The sequence below is a fragment of the Bacillus sp. KICET-3 genome (assembly GCF_033261025.1).
Classification (GTDB): domain Bacteria; phylum Bacillota; class Bacilli; order Bacillales; family Bacillaceae; genus Bacillus; species Bacillus sonorensis.
The window spans coordinates 430,746-447,076 of record NZ_CP137345.1 but is presented as its reverse complement, the minus strand read 5'-3'; the positions used below and the strand labels follow the sequence as shown (position 1 = coordinate 447,076).

Annotated in this window: 5 protein-coding genes, 1 pseudogene and 1 riboswitch; all 6 genes and pseudogenes read right to left on the bottom strand. The window is 48.8% G+C overall.

Annotated elements, in window-relative coordinates:
- Positions 1–9 precede the first annotated feature (9 nt).
- The 6 genes and pseudogenes from R5H20_RS02315 to R5H20_RS02290 all read right to left on the bottom strand — a co-directional run bounded on the left by R5H20_RS02315 (position 10) and on the right by R5H20_RS02290 (position 16,326).
- Positions 10–10,761: a non-ribosomal peptide synthetase gene (locus R5H20_RS02315; RefSeq protein WP_088273096.1), complete on the bottom strand. Its 10,752-nt coding sequence runs from the start codon at positions 10,759–10,761 to the stop codon at positions 10–12.
- A gap of 183 nt (positions 10,762–10,944) precedes the next feature.
- A riboswitch (cyclic di-GMP riboswitch) is annotated at positions 10,945–11,031 on the bottom strand.
- Positions 11,032–11,398: 367 nt separating this feature from the next.
- Positions 11,399–12,583: an MFS transporter gene (locus R5H20_RS02310; RefSeq protein ID WP_006640177.1), complete on the bottom strand. Its 1,185-nt coding sequence runs from the start codon at positions 12,581–12,583 to the stop codon at positions 11,399–11,401.
- An 11-nt stretch (positions 12,584–12,594) separates the two neighbouring features.
- Complete coding sequence (locus R5H20_RS02305) at positions 12,595–13,395, bottom strand: TrmB family transcriptional regulator (RefSeq protein WP_029419411.1); 801 nt, start codon at positions 13,393–13,395, stop codon at positions 12,595–12,597.
- A gap of 142 nt (positions 13,396–13,537) precedes the next feature.
- Positions 13,538–14,353, bottom strand: a complete 816-nt coding sequence (locus tag R5H20_RS02300) for an ABC transporter permease (RefSeq protein WP_006640175.1) — start codon at positions 14,351–14,353, stop codon at positions 13,538–13,540.
- The gene (locus R5H20_RS02295) at positions 14,340–15,212 is read right to left on the bottom strand and encodes an ABC transporter permease (protein WP_006640174.1); all 873 of its coding nucleotides are present in this window, start codon (positions 15,210–15,212) and stop codon (positions 14,340–14,342) included. Before R5H20_RS02295 ends, R5H20_RS02300 begins: the two co-directional genes overlap by 14 nt.
- Positions 15,199–16,326, bottom strand: a pseudogene (locus tag R5H20_RS02290) (ABC transporter ATP-binding protein). The gene R5H20_RS02295 and the pseudogene R5H20_RS02290 overlap by 14 nt, the downstream one beginning before the upstream one ends.
- Positions 16,327–16,331: the final 5 nt, after the last annotated feature.

The window sequence follows — 16,331 nt, the reverse complement described above, 5'->3', positions numbered from 1 at the left end:
TATATTTTGTTAGAAAATTTCCATCAATTTATCAAGTTCTTCGAGTGTCAGATCATCATCACCAAGATCGCTCGGGGTTAATTCGTCTCCGTCTTGGGTCAGACAATGATCAATCAATTGCAGCAAATAAGCTTTAAAGCTTTTGGCGACATTTGAGATTGTGCTTTCTTTGTATTCCAATGAATGATAAGCGATCGACATCGTCAGTGCGCCGTCTTCAATAAAGCCGACAATATCAAGGTCGTTCGGCTTCTCGGTCTCAGGGCTCAGCGGATCGCCGGACGGCATCTGCGATCTCGTAAACAGACCCGATTCCGACATCTCCGTGAACTGGCCTAAATAGTTGAAGCTGATCTCCGGTTTGACCTGCTTGTGTTTCTTGCCTTCCTCTGTTAAATAACGATAGATGCCATAGCCGACCCCTTTATTCGGAATATGGCGCACATCTTCTTTGATCTGTTTGATTTGATAGCCCATATCATCGGAATGGCGCATCTGGATCAGGGCCGGGAACTGGCTTGTAAACCAGCCGACGGTCCTTGAAATGTTCAAGCCCTCGATGATGTCTTCGCGTCCATGCCCTTCCAAGGCCACGAGAATGTCATCTTGGCCTGTCCATTCTTTTATCGCAAAGCCCAATGCCGTCAGTAAAATATCATTCATCTCCGTGTTGTATGCTTCATGGACTTTTGTCGTCAGCTGTTCTGTTTCTTCTTTCGAAAGGGAGAATTCCGCCGTTTTTGTATGACGCATCCGCTTATCGTCTGCTTCCATATCTTTCGGCAGCGGCGCTGTCACCGTCTTCTCTATTTCCTCCCAATAGCCGATTTCCTTTGCAAAGGACTTGGAAGCGGCATACGCTTTAAGACGCGCAGCATATTCCGCAAAGGAATGAGATTTTTCCGGAAGGACGATAGATTCCCCTTTTTCAGCCTGAAGGTATCCAGATGCAAAGTCTTCAAGCAGAATCCTCCATGATACCCCGTCAATAACGAGATGGTGGATAACGATCAGCAAATGGTCGCCTTGGCCGGTTTTAAAGATCGCCGCTTTCAGCAAATGTCCGTGTGCCAAATCGATGCTGCCTTGAATTCGATTGGATTCTTGCAAAATAGCAGCTTTCAATTCGTCTCCTGATTGATTGAGGTGAATGACCTCCGGATAAACCGCGGTATCCTCAAGTCCCCTGTTGTACTGAACAATTCGTTCCCCATCTTGTTTATAAACCATACGCAGGGCGTCATGATGCTCGATTAATTTGCTTAAAGCCTGTCCGGCAAGCTCAGGGTCAAATCCTGACAGCGCATGAAGCATAACTGACTGGTTCCAGTGATGCTCGTTTGTAAAGCGGCGTTCGAAGAACCAGCGCTGGATCGGCGTAAGCTCGACTTCACCTTCGACAGGTCCTTGATCGATTGTGGTTTCATCAGCTGCCTGTACATATGAGCTGACCTGCTCGATCGTCGGGTGCTGGAACAGGTCTTTCATTTCAAGCTTCCAGCCGTGCTGCTGAAGGCGGCTCGCCATTTGAATCCCTTTGATCGAGTCCCCGCCGAGCGCAAAGAAATTGTCGCTGATTCCGATTCGGCCAATGCCGAGAACCTCCTGCCAAATATCGGCAAGCAGCTGTTCAATATCCGTTCTCGGCGCTTTATATTCAGCTGTCCGCGCTTTTAGGTCAGGCTGCGGAAGCGCCCGTTTATCGACTTTTCCGTTCGCCGTCATCGGCAGCTCATCGAGCTGCACCCAATAAGCGGGCACCATGTAGTCCGGCAGCGTCTTCGCCACCTGGCCGGCAAGGCTTTCTGTGTCAAGCCTTTCAGCTGATGTGACATAGCCGCAAAGCGCTTTGTTGCCGGAGGCGTCCTCAATGTCAGTGACGACCGCTTCCTGTACGCCCGGAAGCTTGGCCAGCTGGACTTCGATTTCTGAAAGCTCGATCCGGAAGCCGCGGATGTTGACCTGCTGGTCGATCCGGCCGATATATTCGATCCGGCCGTCCGGAAGCCACCTGACCGCATCACCCGTCCTGTACATCCGCTCGCCCGGTGCGAACGGGTCCTCTGTAAAACGCTTCTCCGTTTCCTCCGGTTTGTTGAGGTAGCCGCGCGCAAGCCCCCGTCCGGCGATGCACAGTTCACCCGTCACACCGGCAGGCTGGACTTGATTGTGCTCTCCGAGCACATAAACGCGCGTGTTGGCAATCGGCTTGCCGATCGAAAGCATTCCTTCATCAGGATCAATCGCACCGCTTGTGGCGACGACCGTGTTTTCCGTCGGACCGTAGTTGTTGACGAGCGAATAGCCGCGCTTTTCCACCCGTTTCAGCCTGTCACCGCCCGTCAGAAGCACGCGCAGTGACCGGTTGTCCAGCTCCATAAACTGCTCGCACAGCTGTGTCGGCAGGAATGTGATCGTGATGCCGTGCTCTTCGAAATATCGATTCAGGCGGACGATGTCCTTCCGAATCGCTTCATCGATGATATGCAGCTCGGCTCCGGCTATCCAATACGGGAACATTTCCCACACAGATGCGTCAAAGCCGAAGCCGGCGTATTTCGCGCTCTTGTCGTGTTCTGTGACGTTGAACGCGTCATTGTGCCAATAGCACAAATTTACGAGCGACTGGTGCTCGACCATGACGCCTTTCGGCTGGCCCGTCGTGCCTGATGTGTAGATTAAGTACGCGAGATTGTGAGGCTCAGCTCCGGACTGAGGGTTGACATCGTCTGCAGGCGATGCATCCCCGCTCAGTACAGAATCGAGTAGAATCGCTTCCCCGCAGAAGCCGTCAGGCACGGCTACACCCGTTTGCGTCAGCAGGAGCTCCGCCCCGCTGTCTTCCAAAACATATTTGATTCTTTGTTCCGGATAGCCAGGGTCGATCGGCACATATGCCGCTCCCGCTTTTAAAACCGCCAGCACGCCGGACGCCATGTCAAGGGACGGCTTAACCATGATGCCGATCCGCTGTTCCGGACGCGCACCTTTTTCGATGAGCAGGCGGGCCAGGCGGTTCGCGCGGGCGTTGAGCTCCCTGTACGTCCAGCGGCGGCCGTTGTACACCGCTGCCCCGTGGTCAGGAGTGCGGTTTACCTGCGCTTCAAACAGCTCATGAATCGTTTTGTCCGCCGGCACTTCCAGCTCCGTCTCATTCCACACTTCAACGATGCGGCGTTTTTCCGCTTCATTGAGCAGGGAAAGGTCTGAAAGGGGGACATTCGGGTTTTGCGCAACCGCTTCGAGCAGATTGAGCCAGTACGCGCTCCAGCGTCTGATCGTTTCATGCTTGAAAAGAGCTGTATTAAATTCCATTTCAAATCGCATAAGGTCGTCCTCTTCTGCTGCGGTCAGCGTCAAATCAAACTTTGCCGTCTTGTGGGCAAATTCATGCGGTTTGAGGGTGATGCCTTCCATTGTCAATGCCCGCAGATCGGCGTTCTGCATGGAGAAAACGGCATCAAATAATGGATTTCGGCTCATATCTCGCTGGACACCCAACTGTTCAATCAATTCTTCAAACGGATAATTCTGATGCTCAAACGCTTCAAGCACTGTTTCCTTGACTTCCTGCAAAAAGGCGGCAAATGTTTTTTCTCCTTGCGGATACGTTCTCATTGCCAATGTATTGACAAACATCCCGATGATCTTGCTTACATCGGCATGAGGTCTTCCCGCAACCGGAGAACCGACCACAATGTCGCGCTGTCCGCTGAGTTTGGCCAAAAACGCGCTGTAGGACGCGAGCAGAACCATGTATAATGTTGTTCCCGTTTCCTGGGCAAGCTTTCTCAAGGATCGCAAAAGCTTAGGCGACATCGCAAAGGCGAGGCGGTCCCCTTCAAACGTCTGAACAGCCGGACGGGTGTCGTCAGTCGGCAGCGTGAGAACCGGCAGTTCGCCGCTCAGCTTCTTGAGCCAATACTCTTCATGCTTTTTATCATGTTCCGTTTGAAGCGATTTCTGCTGCCAAACCGTGTAATCTTTATACTGAATCCGAAGCGGCGCAAGCGTCTCCCCGGCATAAAGCCGTGTCAGTTCATCGATCAAAACGCTGACGGATGCTCCGTCTGAAATGATATGGTGCATATCGACAAGCAAAAGATGCTTCTCTTCTGCAAGCCGGATGAGATTCATCCGGAAAAGCGGCGCTTTTGTTAAATCAAACGGCCTGATGAAATCATCAATCAGCTGTTCGGTTTCACGTTCCCCGGCGTCTATCACATCAACCGTAAAGCCGACGTCCTTCCAAATCCGCTGTACAGGCTCGCCATCCTTCATTTCAAATGAGGTCCGGAAAGCTTCATGGCGGTTGATGAGCCGGCGTGCGGATTCTTTCAGCCGTTCCACATCAAGCTTGCCTTCAAGGTGAAGTACAGACGGCATGTTATAGCTTTTCTCGGCGCCTTCAAGCTGCTGAAGGACATACAGCCGTTTTTGAGCTGATGATACGGGATATGTCTCTTGTTCTTCGGCGGCTTCAATATAGACGGATGATTTTCTCTCCGCCTGCGCCGCAGCCTGGGCCAGGCTTTCAATTGTCGGCGATTTGAACAAGTCTTTCAGCTGAAGATCGACATTCAGCTCTTTCTGAATCCGGGCGGTGAGCGTCATCCCGATCAAGGAATGTCCGCCAAGTTCAAAGAAATTGTCATGGACGCCGACCTTCGGAATATTGAGGACTTCCCGCCAGAGCTCAGCAAGCTTTGCTTCTGTCTGATTTCTTGGCGCCGTATATTCCGTTTGGCCGATTTGCGTGACATCAGGCTCAGGCAATGCCCTTTTGTCAACCTTTCCATTTCCAGTTAGTGGAAGCTCATTCAATTGCATAAACACGGACGGAATCATATAGCCTGGCAGCCCCTCCGCTGCATGCTCGCGAAGCTCGCGGTTTGACAGCTCTCGATCTGCAACAATGTACGCACAGATCATGTTGTCGCCCGCTGCCGTGTCGGTTGCTAAAACCGCGGCTTCCTGAATCATGTTATGTGTCAGCAGATGATGCTCAATTTCGCCAAGCTCGATTCTTTGCCCGCGAATTTTCACCTGATGATCGATCCGGCCGATAAATTCGAGCCGTCCGTCAGAAAGCCATCTTGCCAGATCGCCCGTGCGGTACATCTTTTGATCCTTTTTAAATGGATGGGCGACAAATTTTTCAGCCGTCAGCTCAGGACGATTAAAATAACCGCGGACAAGGCCGTCTCCTGAGACGCAGAGTTCTCCTGCAACACCTCTCGGCTGGACGTTTCCAAACGAGTCAAGAATCAAGACTTCCGTATTGCTGACAGGCTTTCCGATCGGCACGGACTGCGCATCGTCCGGCAGCTCATTGACCGGATGGCAGGTCGTGAATACTGTGCTCTCAGACGGCCCGTACATGTGAAGAAGCTTTCCTTTTCCGACGGCTTTCAGCGCTCTTCTGACATGGCCAACCGATGCGCGTTCACCGCCGAACAGCACTCCGCGAAGGTTCTTCATGCTGTCGGGACGCATATCTGTAAGCAGATTGAACAAGGCCGTCGTGATCATTAATACCGAGACTTTTTCTTTTTCAATTTCATTGGCAAGCCGCCCCATGTCAAGTATCGTCTCCTTAGGAGCGATCACCAGCTTGGCTCCGTTTAACAGGGAACCGAACAGATCAAACATGAACGCGTCAAATACATAGTTGGATATGGAAAACACGATATCCGTTCCCATGATCTTCATATAGTTCGGATTTTTCACAGTACGCAAGATGTTTCGATGGGTTACCATGTTGCCTTTCGGCATGCCTGTCGTGCCTGAAGTGTACGTCAGGTTCGCCAGCGTTTCCGGAGAAATTGGAACATTCAAGTTGTCCGCATCTCCCTGATAGAGCTGTTCATCATCAAGGATGATCACCTCGCCCGCAAATCCTGCTGTTTCGGCAAGCGGCTTCATCGACATTTGCGTTAATAGCACGGAAGCACCGCTGTCTTCGAAAAAGTGTTTGATCCGCTGTTTTGGATGATCGGGATCGATCGGTACATATGCAGCTCCGGCTTTTAACACAGCAAGAATTCCGACGACCATTTCAGCCGATCTGGCGGTGAGAATAGCGGCTGTCGCACCTGTTTCAACCCCGCATTCACGCAGTCGCCTTGCCAGTTGGTTCACTTTAGTGTTGAGCTCCCCATAAGTGAATACATTGCCTTCAAATTGAAGGGCAGGACGGTCTTTTGCTTGTTCCGCCTGTTCTTCAAATTGCTGCACAATCGTCCGCTCTCTTGGATAGTCGCTTTCTCCAGGATTGAACGCAACAATCTGCCGATTCATCTCTTCCTCTGTCAACAGGCTGTACTCCCCCAGCCTTTGAAAAGGGTCGGCTGTTATTTCCTCAAGCAGATGGATATAATGCTTCAGCATTTGTTCAGCCGTTTCTTTTCTGAACAGCTTTGTACTGTAATCCAAATCGATGATGATTTCTTCCCGCTCTTCTTTTGCCTGAAGCGTCAGGTCAAATTTGGCGATCTTGACATTCGTCTCTTGAACTGAAAGGCGCAAATCGCCGATCAGCGGAATCTCTTCTAGTGAATTTTGCAGAATGAACACCGTGTCAAATATCGGATGGCGGCTTAAATCACGCGGAACATTCAGCTTTTCGGCAAGCCATTCAAACGGGTAGTTCTGATGTTCAAATGCATCAAGCACCGTTTTCCGCACATGATCAAGCAACTCGGTGAAAGTCTGCTCAAGCTCCACCTTTGAACGGATCGCCAGCGTATTGACAAACATCCCGACGATGCCTTCCAGGTCAGAGTGGCTGCGGCCCGCCGTCGGCGTCCCGACAATGATGTCTTCTTGTCCGGTGTATTTAGCAAGCATTGTATTGTAAGCGGCAAGCATCACCATGTACAGGGTCGCCCCGTTTTTCTCCGCAAGTCTGTTCAGTCTGTCCTTCATCGCTTTTGGCAGGACGGCTGACACCCTGTCTCCTTCAAAACTTTGGACGGCTGGTCTCGGCTGATCCGTCAGCAGCTGCAATACCGGCAATTCTCCGGAAAAAACGTTCTTCCAGTAGCGCTCTTCTTTTTGATATCCGCCTTCAGCCTGAATTCTTTGCCAAGAAGCGTAATCTTTATAGTGCAAACGCAAAGCCGGCAGGTCTTCGCCTTTATACAGGCTTGCCAGCTCATGTAAAATAATCGAAATCGACACTCCGTCAGAAATCAGATGGTGCATGTCAAACAAAAGCATATGCCTGCTGTCATCAAGGCGGACGAGCCCGACTCTCATCAGCGGAGCTTTTCCGATGTCAAAGCGGCGGACGAAGGATGTCAAAATCTGATCTTCAGCCATGCTTCCGGCCTCGATCAGTTCAATATTGAACTGAACCTTTTGATGAACTTTTTGCCTCGGTTCACCATTGACTGACACAAAGGAAGTGCGCAGCGCCTCATGTCTGGCGATCAGCTTGTGAAAAGCGGTTTCCAGCCGCGGAAGATCAAGCGCCCCCTCAAGCATTGCGGCGGCCGGCATATTGTAGCCGATCCCGGCGTCCTCAAGCTGGCTGACGATATAGATCCGCTGCTGAGCCAGTGACAACGGATAGTCTGGACTTTCTGCCGCCGGCATGATTTCGCTGAACTCTTTCCGCCCGGCTTCAGATACATACTGGCTAAGCGCGGCCACAGTCGGCTTTTCAAACAGGACCTGCAGCGGAACTTCGACGCCGAACGCTTTGTGAATTTTCGTCAGCATCGTCATGGCTTTCAGCGAATGGCCTCCCATTTCAAAGAACTGATCATATATTCCGACCTGCCCGGCACCGAGCACATCCTGCCAAATATGCGCGATTTTTTCTTCGCACTCGTTTCTCGGCGCGGTATATTCGGCTCCGCCTATGGCCGGCACTTCATGGCAAAGCAGTGCTTTTCGATCCACTTTGCCGCTCGGTGACAGCGGCATATCATCAATCTCGACAAAGTAAGAAGGCATCATATAATCAGGCAGCCGCTTTGACAGGTGCTCCCTTAATGCCGGAACTGACACCGTTCCGGCTTTTTTCGGCACGACATAGGCGCAAAGCTCAAGACTGTTGTTTTCTCCAGGACGGGCGAGCACAGCCGCTTTTCCGATATTCGTCGCTCCCTGCAGAATCGTCTCGATTTCGCCGAGCTCAACCCGATAACCGCGGACTTTTACCTGGTCATCTTTACGGCCGATAAAATCAACCGTGCCATCCGGGAGCCATTTGGCAGCATCACCTGTTCGATATATCATTTCTCCTGGTACAAACGGGTTCGCTGAAAATTTTTCGCCGGTCAGCTCCGGAAGATTCAAATATCCCCGGCCAACACCGGCGCCAGCTATGTACAATTCGCCTTCCGCACCGTCCGGCAAGAGGGCCCCGTTTTCGTCCAAAATGTAAAAACGGTTGTTGCCGAGAGGCTTGCCGATCGGGACATAGGCTGTTTCATACCGTCGTGGCCCGTCGCCTGGAATTGTAAATGCCGAAGCATCGACACAGGTTTCTGTCGGTCCGTAAACATTTGTGATCAGCGGCGCCGGCGCACCCGTTTTTGCAAATAATTGAAACAGCTTCTCCACCACGACCCACGAGAGCGCTTCTCCGCCGACGAGGATATGCTTCAGGCTGATTCCGCGGAGATCATCAGCCGCAATCAAAAGCTGTAAATGAGACGGTGTACAGTCTGTCATGTCAATGCGGTGACGGCGATAATAGGCAGCCAAAGCATATCCGTCGGAAACGGTCTTTTTTGGAACGATATACAGCGATTGGCCAAGTACGAGAGATGTGAAAATCTGCTGCACTGAAGCATCGAAATGAAACGGAGCCAAAAGCGCCAGCTTCAAATCCCCGTGCTTCAATGTATCCACCGCCTGCCGAAGCCCCCTCACAAGATGGTGAACCTGTCTGTGCTCAATCATCACTCCTTTTGGGCGGCCGGTTGTTCCGGATGTATAAATGATATATGCGAGATGTTCCGCTCCGGCCAAAGAAGGCAGATTTCCGCTCTCTTCCGTTTCGGCGACCGCTTCGTCAAACCGCAGTGTTTCAGCCGTATCAATATGAAACGCGCTGTCGGTAATGACCACTTTGGCATTTGAATCCTTCAGCATAAATCGAATTCTCTCTTCCGGAAAAGCCGGATCGATCGGAACATAAGCTCCTCCTGCTTTGAGGATGCCCAAAATGGCCGTCAGCGTCCGTTCTGACCGCTCCATCAACACGGCAGCCGGGATGTCGGGACCGATCCCCCTTTTGCGGAGCGCCCTTGCCAGTCGATTGGCCTGCTGATTTAACTCCCGGTATGACAGCTTTTTCCCTTCATAGAACAGCGCTGTTTTATCAGGAATCTCAGCTGCTGTTGATTCGAACAATCCGTGCAGCGTCATCTCCTGTTCAGCTTTTAAAGAAGAGGCGGATGCCCTGTTTAACAGCTGTTGTTTTTCTTCATTCGACATTACATCAAGATCAATGATTCGTTTATGGGGCGTTGTCAAGGCATCTTCCAGCAGTGTCATCAGCCGCCCGGAGAAGATGACCATTTCCTCGCGGCTGAATAATTCGCTTCTGTAATCAAAGTCGATGGCAAGTGTCCCCGTATCCCATCTTTCCTTTATATGAATGGAAATATCGTTAACCTCGCATCCGCTGAAAATCGGCTCGGTTAAAAATGAAACCGTTTCTTTTTGCTGCCATTGCATGACCTGGTATTCAAGAGAGACGGCAAACAGCTTATTTAGATTCGGCTGCCTGTCCCGCAAATCATTGATCAGGAGATTATACGGATATTTTTGATGCCTGATGACTTTCAGCTGATCTTTCATCCTTTCCTGCACAAATGCAGTAAAGTCTTGATGCGGATCAAGGTGCGCTTTCATCGGAATCGTCGAAACAAACATTCCGAGCATGTGCTTTTCCTTTGCATTTGTCCTGTTCCCCATAAATGTGCCGAGCACGACATCTTTATGGCCTGTTACTCTATGCATATAAATGTGCAAGATTGATAGAAACAAGGAGAGTGCACTTACATTGTTTTCCTGACAATACGCTTGAATTTTTTGATAAAGGGAAGGAGAAATCTCTTTTGAAAGGCGAGCAGCCTCTAAACGGATTTGATATGAATCGCTTTGCTTTAGAGATACGGGTTCCGGAATCGATTCAAATTGGGCATTCCAATATGCTTTATCTTTTTGGAACCGTTTGGAATGTTCATACTCCAATTCGCTCTGAATATGCTCCGTAAATGAAGCCTGTACGTCAGGGACATGTTCTCCTTTAGCCAGTTTCAAGTAGATGTCTGTGATGCGGTTGCCCAGAAGCGTCATAGAAATACCGTCAGCGATGATATGATGAACCTTTGCGAAAAACCAGCTTTCAAAAGGATTGATGCGAATGACGGCAAAGGTAAACAACGGGCTTTCATAAAGCGGCAAAGGCTGCTGCGCCTCAGCTTGTCCCCATTCAAGAACCCGGTTTATATCACCGGTCTCTGCAGCATCCATATATTTGATATCGAAAGGTTCATACTCGGCTATATACTGTTTTGGTTCGTCCCATTCACCAAGCTTCAGTCTAAAACGCATTGTTTCATTCGTGCGCACAAATTGCCGGATCGCCTCAGCCACTAAGTCTGTATCTATTCTTGACTCCGATTTCAGCTTTCCAAAACCGCTCAAATTTGAAACGCTTGTACCGGGATAAAATGTCTCTGTATACCAAATTCGTTTTTGAGCATGTGTCAGCGGATAATAAGTAGTGTTGTCCATTATCTTATGTTCCTCCTTCGTATGTTTGATTTGTGATGGCCTTACGCTTATCCGCAATACAGAATTGCGGCTTTGCAATGAATGAAACAGCGCTGTCACAGATTTGTCATTTCCAATAAAAAGTTATACTGTAAAAAAATTAAAAAGTCCACCCGAATAAAAACCGGGTGGACTCCCTGTCTATTCGGCAACCTGTCAACCGTAGCACTATCCGTGCCTTAGGCCATGGCTTTGCGTCCCTGCGTTTCCGCAGGTTTGCCTTTATCGTTTTTACTGAAATAAATTCATTTTCTGTCCATAGTTCACTTTAAATGAAAAAATTGTTTTTTTCACCGAAAAATAGGTGAAAAGATTCATGCGGGATGCCGAAATCCAGACGGGAATAATATGCGCGATTCCGAAATTTCAAAAAAAATATGCGGAAAAACGAAAAAATATCGTTTACATCCGCAATTTTTTAAGTGGAAAGTTAATAGTTTATTAACATTTTATAAATTTTTTAGAGGGATTATGATTTTAATATATTTTATAAAAATTTTATTTCAAAAAAATATAAAGATTGTTTACATTTTTTCATAAATCCTCAACATACTTCATCAAAAAATAAATTATTTCGATATAATCAAAAATATGCCGCTTAGCTTGCCGTTTGTACGGCTTTTGATTTCATATTGATGAGAAAGGACAGAACAATACTGAAGCATAGCACCAGGCTTAAAACAAGGAAAAGCAGTGATGCTGCGGCCGTTTTCAACAGAACGGCTGTAAAAATCGGTCCCAGGCTTGCTCCGATAAATAAGATAAAGGTATATATGGAGACGGCAAGCCCTCTGACTTCCCCGCCAAGCTGTCCGATCAAAGAAATCAATGACGGCGTAGCAACGGCGATTCCAAGCACAAATACGATGCTCATGACGATGAGAAGCGCCAATCCGCTGCTGAAACTCATCAAAAGCAGCCCGGCCGCGGCCGTGATTAAACCGAAGCGCAGAACAGGAAGACTCCCATATTTGCCGATGAACCGCCCCGCTATCGGCGAACAGATCATTCCGAGAATGCCGGCTGAACGAACCGCTAACAGCTGGTTGCCGGAAAGATGATACGATGAATGGGTCAAATAATGCCCAAGCGCTGAATACATACCGACGAATGTAAAGAGGATGGTAACCGTGATCACATAGCCGAACATTAAGGAGCGGCTGCCAAGCACGTCACCTATTCGACTGAAAGAAGAAAACATATGCCCGTCATGCCGCTTGACATCCCCTTTCGGCAAAAGAAACATGTTCAAAAACAAAGTCAGTACATAGACGGCGGACATTAGCAAAAAGATGGCATTCCAATTCCAAACCTCGCTGATATAGCTTGAAACGACCTGACCGCCAATCCCGGCCATTAAAAATCCGGTGCTAATAAACCCGATGGCCGTTCCCCGTTTTTCCTGAGGGAACATTTCCCCGGCATAAGCCAGGGCAACCGGCGAAAATGATGCGGCTGCTGCGCCTTGCAAAGCGCGAAATAGAATAAGCGCAGACAAGTTCTCTGCAAAACTGATCATCAGCGTAAAAACGGCTAAAAAACCAAGGCCGATGACAATGACGTTTTTACGGCCAAATCGATCAGAAACAGGCCCGTATATTAAACAGCCGAGTGCAAAAAAGATTGAAAAAATGCTGCCCGTCCAAGCCGCCTGATCCGATGACACCGCAAACTGATTCATGAATACCGTTGTCAACGGTATGGTGATGTATAAGCTCGACATCACGGCAAACCCCGCCCAAAAAAGCAGCAGCGTCATCAATCCATATTTTTGTTTGGTCATGTTTTCCCCTCCTAAATATCCCAGCCTTTTTCTTTGGCATAATAATCCATTAATTGTTCATAATCCTTGCCGTATTTTTCGGCAATCTTATCACCGAAATCTTTTTCGATATGCATCATCACGAGATCATCGAAAAATGCATTTTTCAGCAGCTCAATCACTGAAGGATGATTCGTCTCTACGCCCGACGGCTTTAATAGGCCGTCAAGGCTGCAGACAATCGCATTCCTGCTGTCCGCCAGCACGGAAACCTTTTTCGCCCCATACCGCGGCCAAGACTTCTCTAAATCTTTGCGCCGGTGAACAAAAACATGTTGCAGCGGTGTTTCACATTCTCCTAATGTAATGACAATAACCGTGACTCCGCGTTGCTCCGCGGCTAACAGCTCATCTTCAACCTTGTGCAGATTTTCTGCCCAAATATCGACGACAAGCGTTTTTTCCGCATTGGCAATCATCCTTTTAATCGCCGTATTCAGATGCTTTTCACCTTCCCAATGATAAAAAGACGGCGCCGGCTCGGGCGGCGTGTTCAATTTATCAACCAAAACGCTTGAGGTTTTTTCAAACTCCCTCTGCAAATATTTGACCACTTGCCTGATCGGAACAGCAGCATACTTATCGGTATCTCCCTTCGTCACCCGGCAAATTCCTTTGTCAACAAGCGCCCGCAGTGCGGCATACACGTTCGACCTGGATGTTGAAACCCGTTTGGCCACTTCATACCCCGTCATATCAGGCTGCTCGTGCAATGTCATATAACAGCGGGCTTCTAAATCTGACAGCCCGAGTTTTTTCAATTCTTCCATAATGTCCGCTCCCTTCTTAGTAGTTCTAAAAAACACTACTAGTATTTAAAAATACTACTACTGTTCATGCGAGATTGTCAACACTTAATTAACAAAAAAAGACAAGCAGGCTAAAAAAAGCCTGCTTGTCTTATAACATAACATCCTACATCGTTTTTGACAGCCCGATCGTCCGCTCAATGATGACGAGGGCGATCACAGATACCGCAATAAATATGACAGAAATGGCATTGACGCTCGGATCAAATGTCTGTTCAATATAGCTGAACGTCCTGACCGGAATGGGTGTGACCATTGGAGAAGATACAAATAGACTGATGGAAATCTCTCCAAATGACGTTACGGCGGAAAACACGGCCCCGGCAATCATTCCCGGTTTAATCAGCGGGAGAGTCACCTTAAAAAAGGTATGCACGGGACCTGCGCCAAGGTTCATTGATGCAAGCTCAAGCTTTGGGTCCAAATTTGCCACACTGACGCCGACCGTGCGAACGACATACGGAAGACTGATCAGCATATGTCCGATTACCAATCCCGTTATCGTTCCGTTGATCCCCATCATTGTGAATAAATAGAGCAGCGCCACTCCCAGCACAATTTGGGGAATCATCAGCGGCGAGAGAATAAAAGATTGGACAGCGTTTTTCCCCGGAAACTGCAGTCTTGCCAAAGCATATGATGCCGCTGTTCCGAGTATGACTGTCAGCGGCGTCACGATCACCAGCAATACCCCGCTGATCCAAATCGATTCCATCCATTCCGGACTGTTGAAAATCCCCTCAAACCAGCGAATCGAAAACTCTGTCGGAGGAAACTTTGGATATGCTGTCGGGCTGAACGCCGACAGAACAATCACACAAACGGGCAGCGTCAAAAAGAGGTAAACAAAAAGACCGGTCGTCCAAACGCACATATCAATCCACTTACCGGAAGATGTTCGGCGGAATTTATGACCACCCATTCATCCTCGCCTCCCAGCGTTTAAGAATGATTCCGAGAATACCGACAATCAAAAATACTGCGGCCAATAAAGTAAAGGACATGGCGGCGGCAAGCGGTAAATTAAACACTTGCAGCACCTGCTGATAGATCGACAACGGCAGCAGAGGCTGCATCCGTCCCCCGACTAAAAGTGGGGTGATATAACTTCCGGCGGCAAGCGAAAATACAATGACCGCACCGGTGGCCGTTCCGGGGATTGTCAGCGGCAGCGTAATAGAGAAAAACGTCCGCAGCCTTCCCGCCCCAAGGCTCATGGAAGCATGCTTCAAATTCGGTTTGATATCGTTCAAAGAAGTGGCAATCGGCAAAACAGCAAATGGAAGCATAACCTGGACGTACGCTATAATGACCGCATTCATATTCCATAAAAGCGGCAGCGGCTTTTCGATCAATCTCATACTGATCAGCGCCTCATTGATCAGCCCGTTTTGCGAAAGCAGCACAATCCAGGAAAACGTCCTGATGACGACGCTGGTCAAAAGAGGCGATACGAGCAAAATGTAGAATAATGCACGCCATTTCCGGTTTGGTGCTTTAACCAGCAAATAAGCGGCAGGATACGCCATCAAGAGGCATAAGACGGTGGTTTTTAATGCCGTCCACAGCGTTGTCCCGATCGTTTTCAAGTAAACGTCTGACGCAAATACCTCGATATATTGGGAAAAGCTGTACGAATCCAGCGTATTCATCATCCCGTCAACATCCTTGAAACTTAATATCAGTAAAAGAACGAACGGAAGTACGAGAAAAACCCCAAAAAACAACAGAGCCGGAATCAGCAAAAACCAATAAAACCGCTTCTGACTATCGACAGCCATGTTTATCCTCCTTTATCTCAAGAGGAACAAGGTCTTCCGGCTCCCATGCTATATACATCTCGTCTCCCGGCTTCGGCAGCTTCGGAAAGTGCGGATCAGGCACCTGAATGATCAGCTCTCCCTTTGCAAAAGCCGCCTTTAGTCTAATGGCATTTCCGATATAGCTGACATCTGTCAATGTTACGCGTCTTCTATTCTCCGAACCTTCCGGAGGATGATTAAGCCAAATCGAAATTCGTTCGGGACGCAGCATAAATAATACAGAGGAATAAGGCTTCTTCAGAATATTCCGGCTGACCTCAAAAGAAAGCGGAACACCTTCCCGCACTTCAAAACCGGGAACCTCATAACGATATGCGCCTGTTGAATCCTGCCTTTCTTCCGCCCGGGCCTCGAGGAGATTGACCTGTCCGATAAACTCTGCGACAAACCGGTTGGCAGGCTTGCGGTATACGTCCAAAGGAGCTCCAAGCTGCTGAAGCCTGCCATTGCCAAGCACCCCGATCCTGTCTGATAAGCTTAACGCTTCCTCTTGATCATGTGTCACCAGAATCGTTGTTATGCCGACGCGTTTTTGAATGCGGCGCAGCTCAAACTGCATTTCTTTTCGAAGTTTTGCATCCAGATTGCTTAACGGCTCATCAAGCAGCAATACCGAAGGCTGTACCGCCAAAGCGCGTGCGATCGCCACCCGCTGCCGCTAGCCGCCGCTAAGCTGATGGGGCATGCGTTTTGCGTATTTTTCAAGGTGGACCAATGAAAGGCTTTCCACCACCCGCTCTTTGAGCTTTTGCCGAGGCATTTTTTGAATTTTTAAACCGTATGCTACATTTTCAAAAACATTCAAATGCGGAAATAAAGCATAATCTTGAAAAACCATTCCGCAGTTTCGATGATAAGGCGGCAAATCAGTTACATCCTGTCCCCCTATAGATATAAAGCCTGAAGTCGGTTTAAGAAATCCGGCTATAATATTAAGGAGCGTAGACTTTCCGCAGCCGCTCAGGCCAAGGAGCGAGAAAAACTCTCCTTCCCTGACTTCAAGCTGTACGTCTTCTAATGCGATGTTATTCCCGAAATGCCGGCTGACATGCTGAATCTGAATTGCGCTCATGATTG

Coding starts and splice junctions, on each gene's coding strand:
- R5H20_RS02315 (WP_088273096.1), bottom strand. CDS start 10,761: ATGGACAACACTACTTATTATCCGCTGACACATGCTCAAAAACGAATT.
- R5H20_RS02295 (WP_006640174.1), bottom strand. CDS start 15,212: ATGGCTGTCGATAGTCAGAAGCGGTTTTATTGGTTTTTGCTGATTCCG.
- R5H20_RS02300 (WP_006640175.1), bottom strand. CDS start 14,353: ATGGGTGGTCATAAATTCCGCCGAACATCTTCCGGTAAGTGGATTGAT.
- R5H20_RS02310 (WP_006640177.1), bottom strand. CDS start 12,583: ATGACCAAACAAAAATATGGATTGATGACGCTGCTGCTTTTTTGGGCG.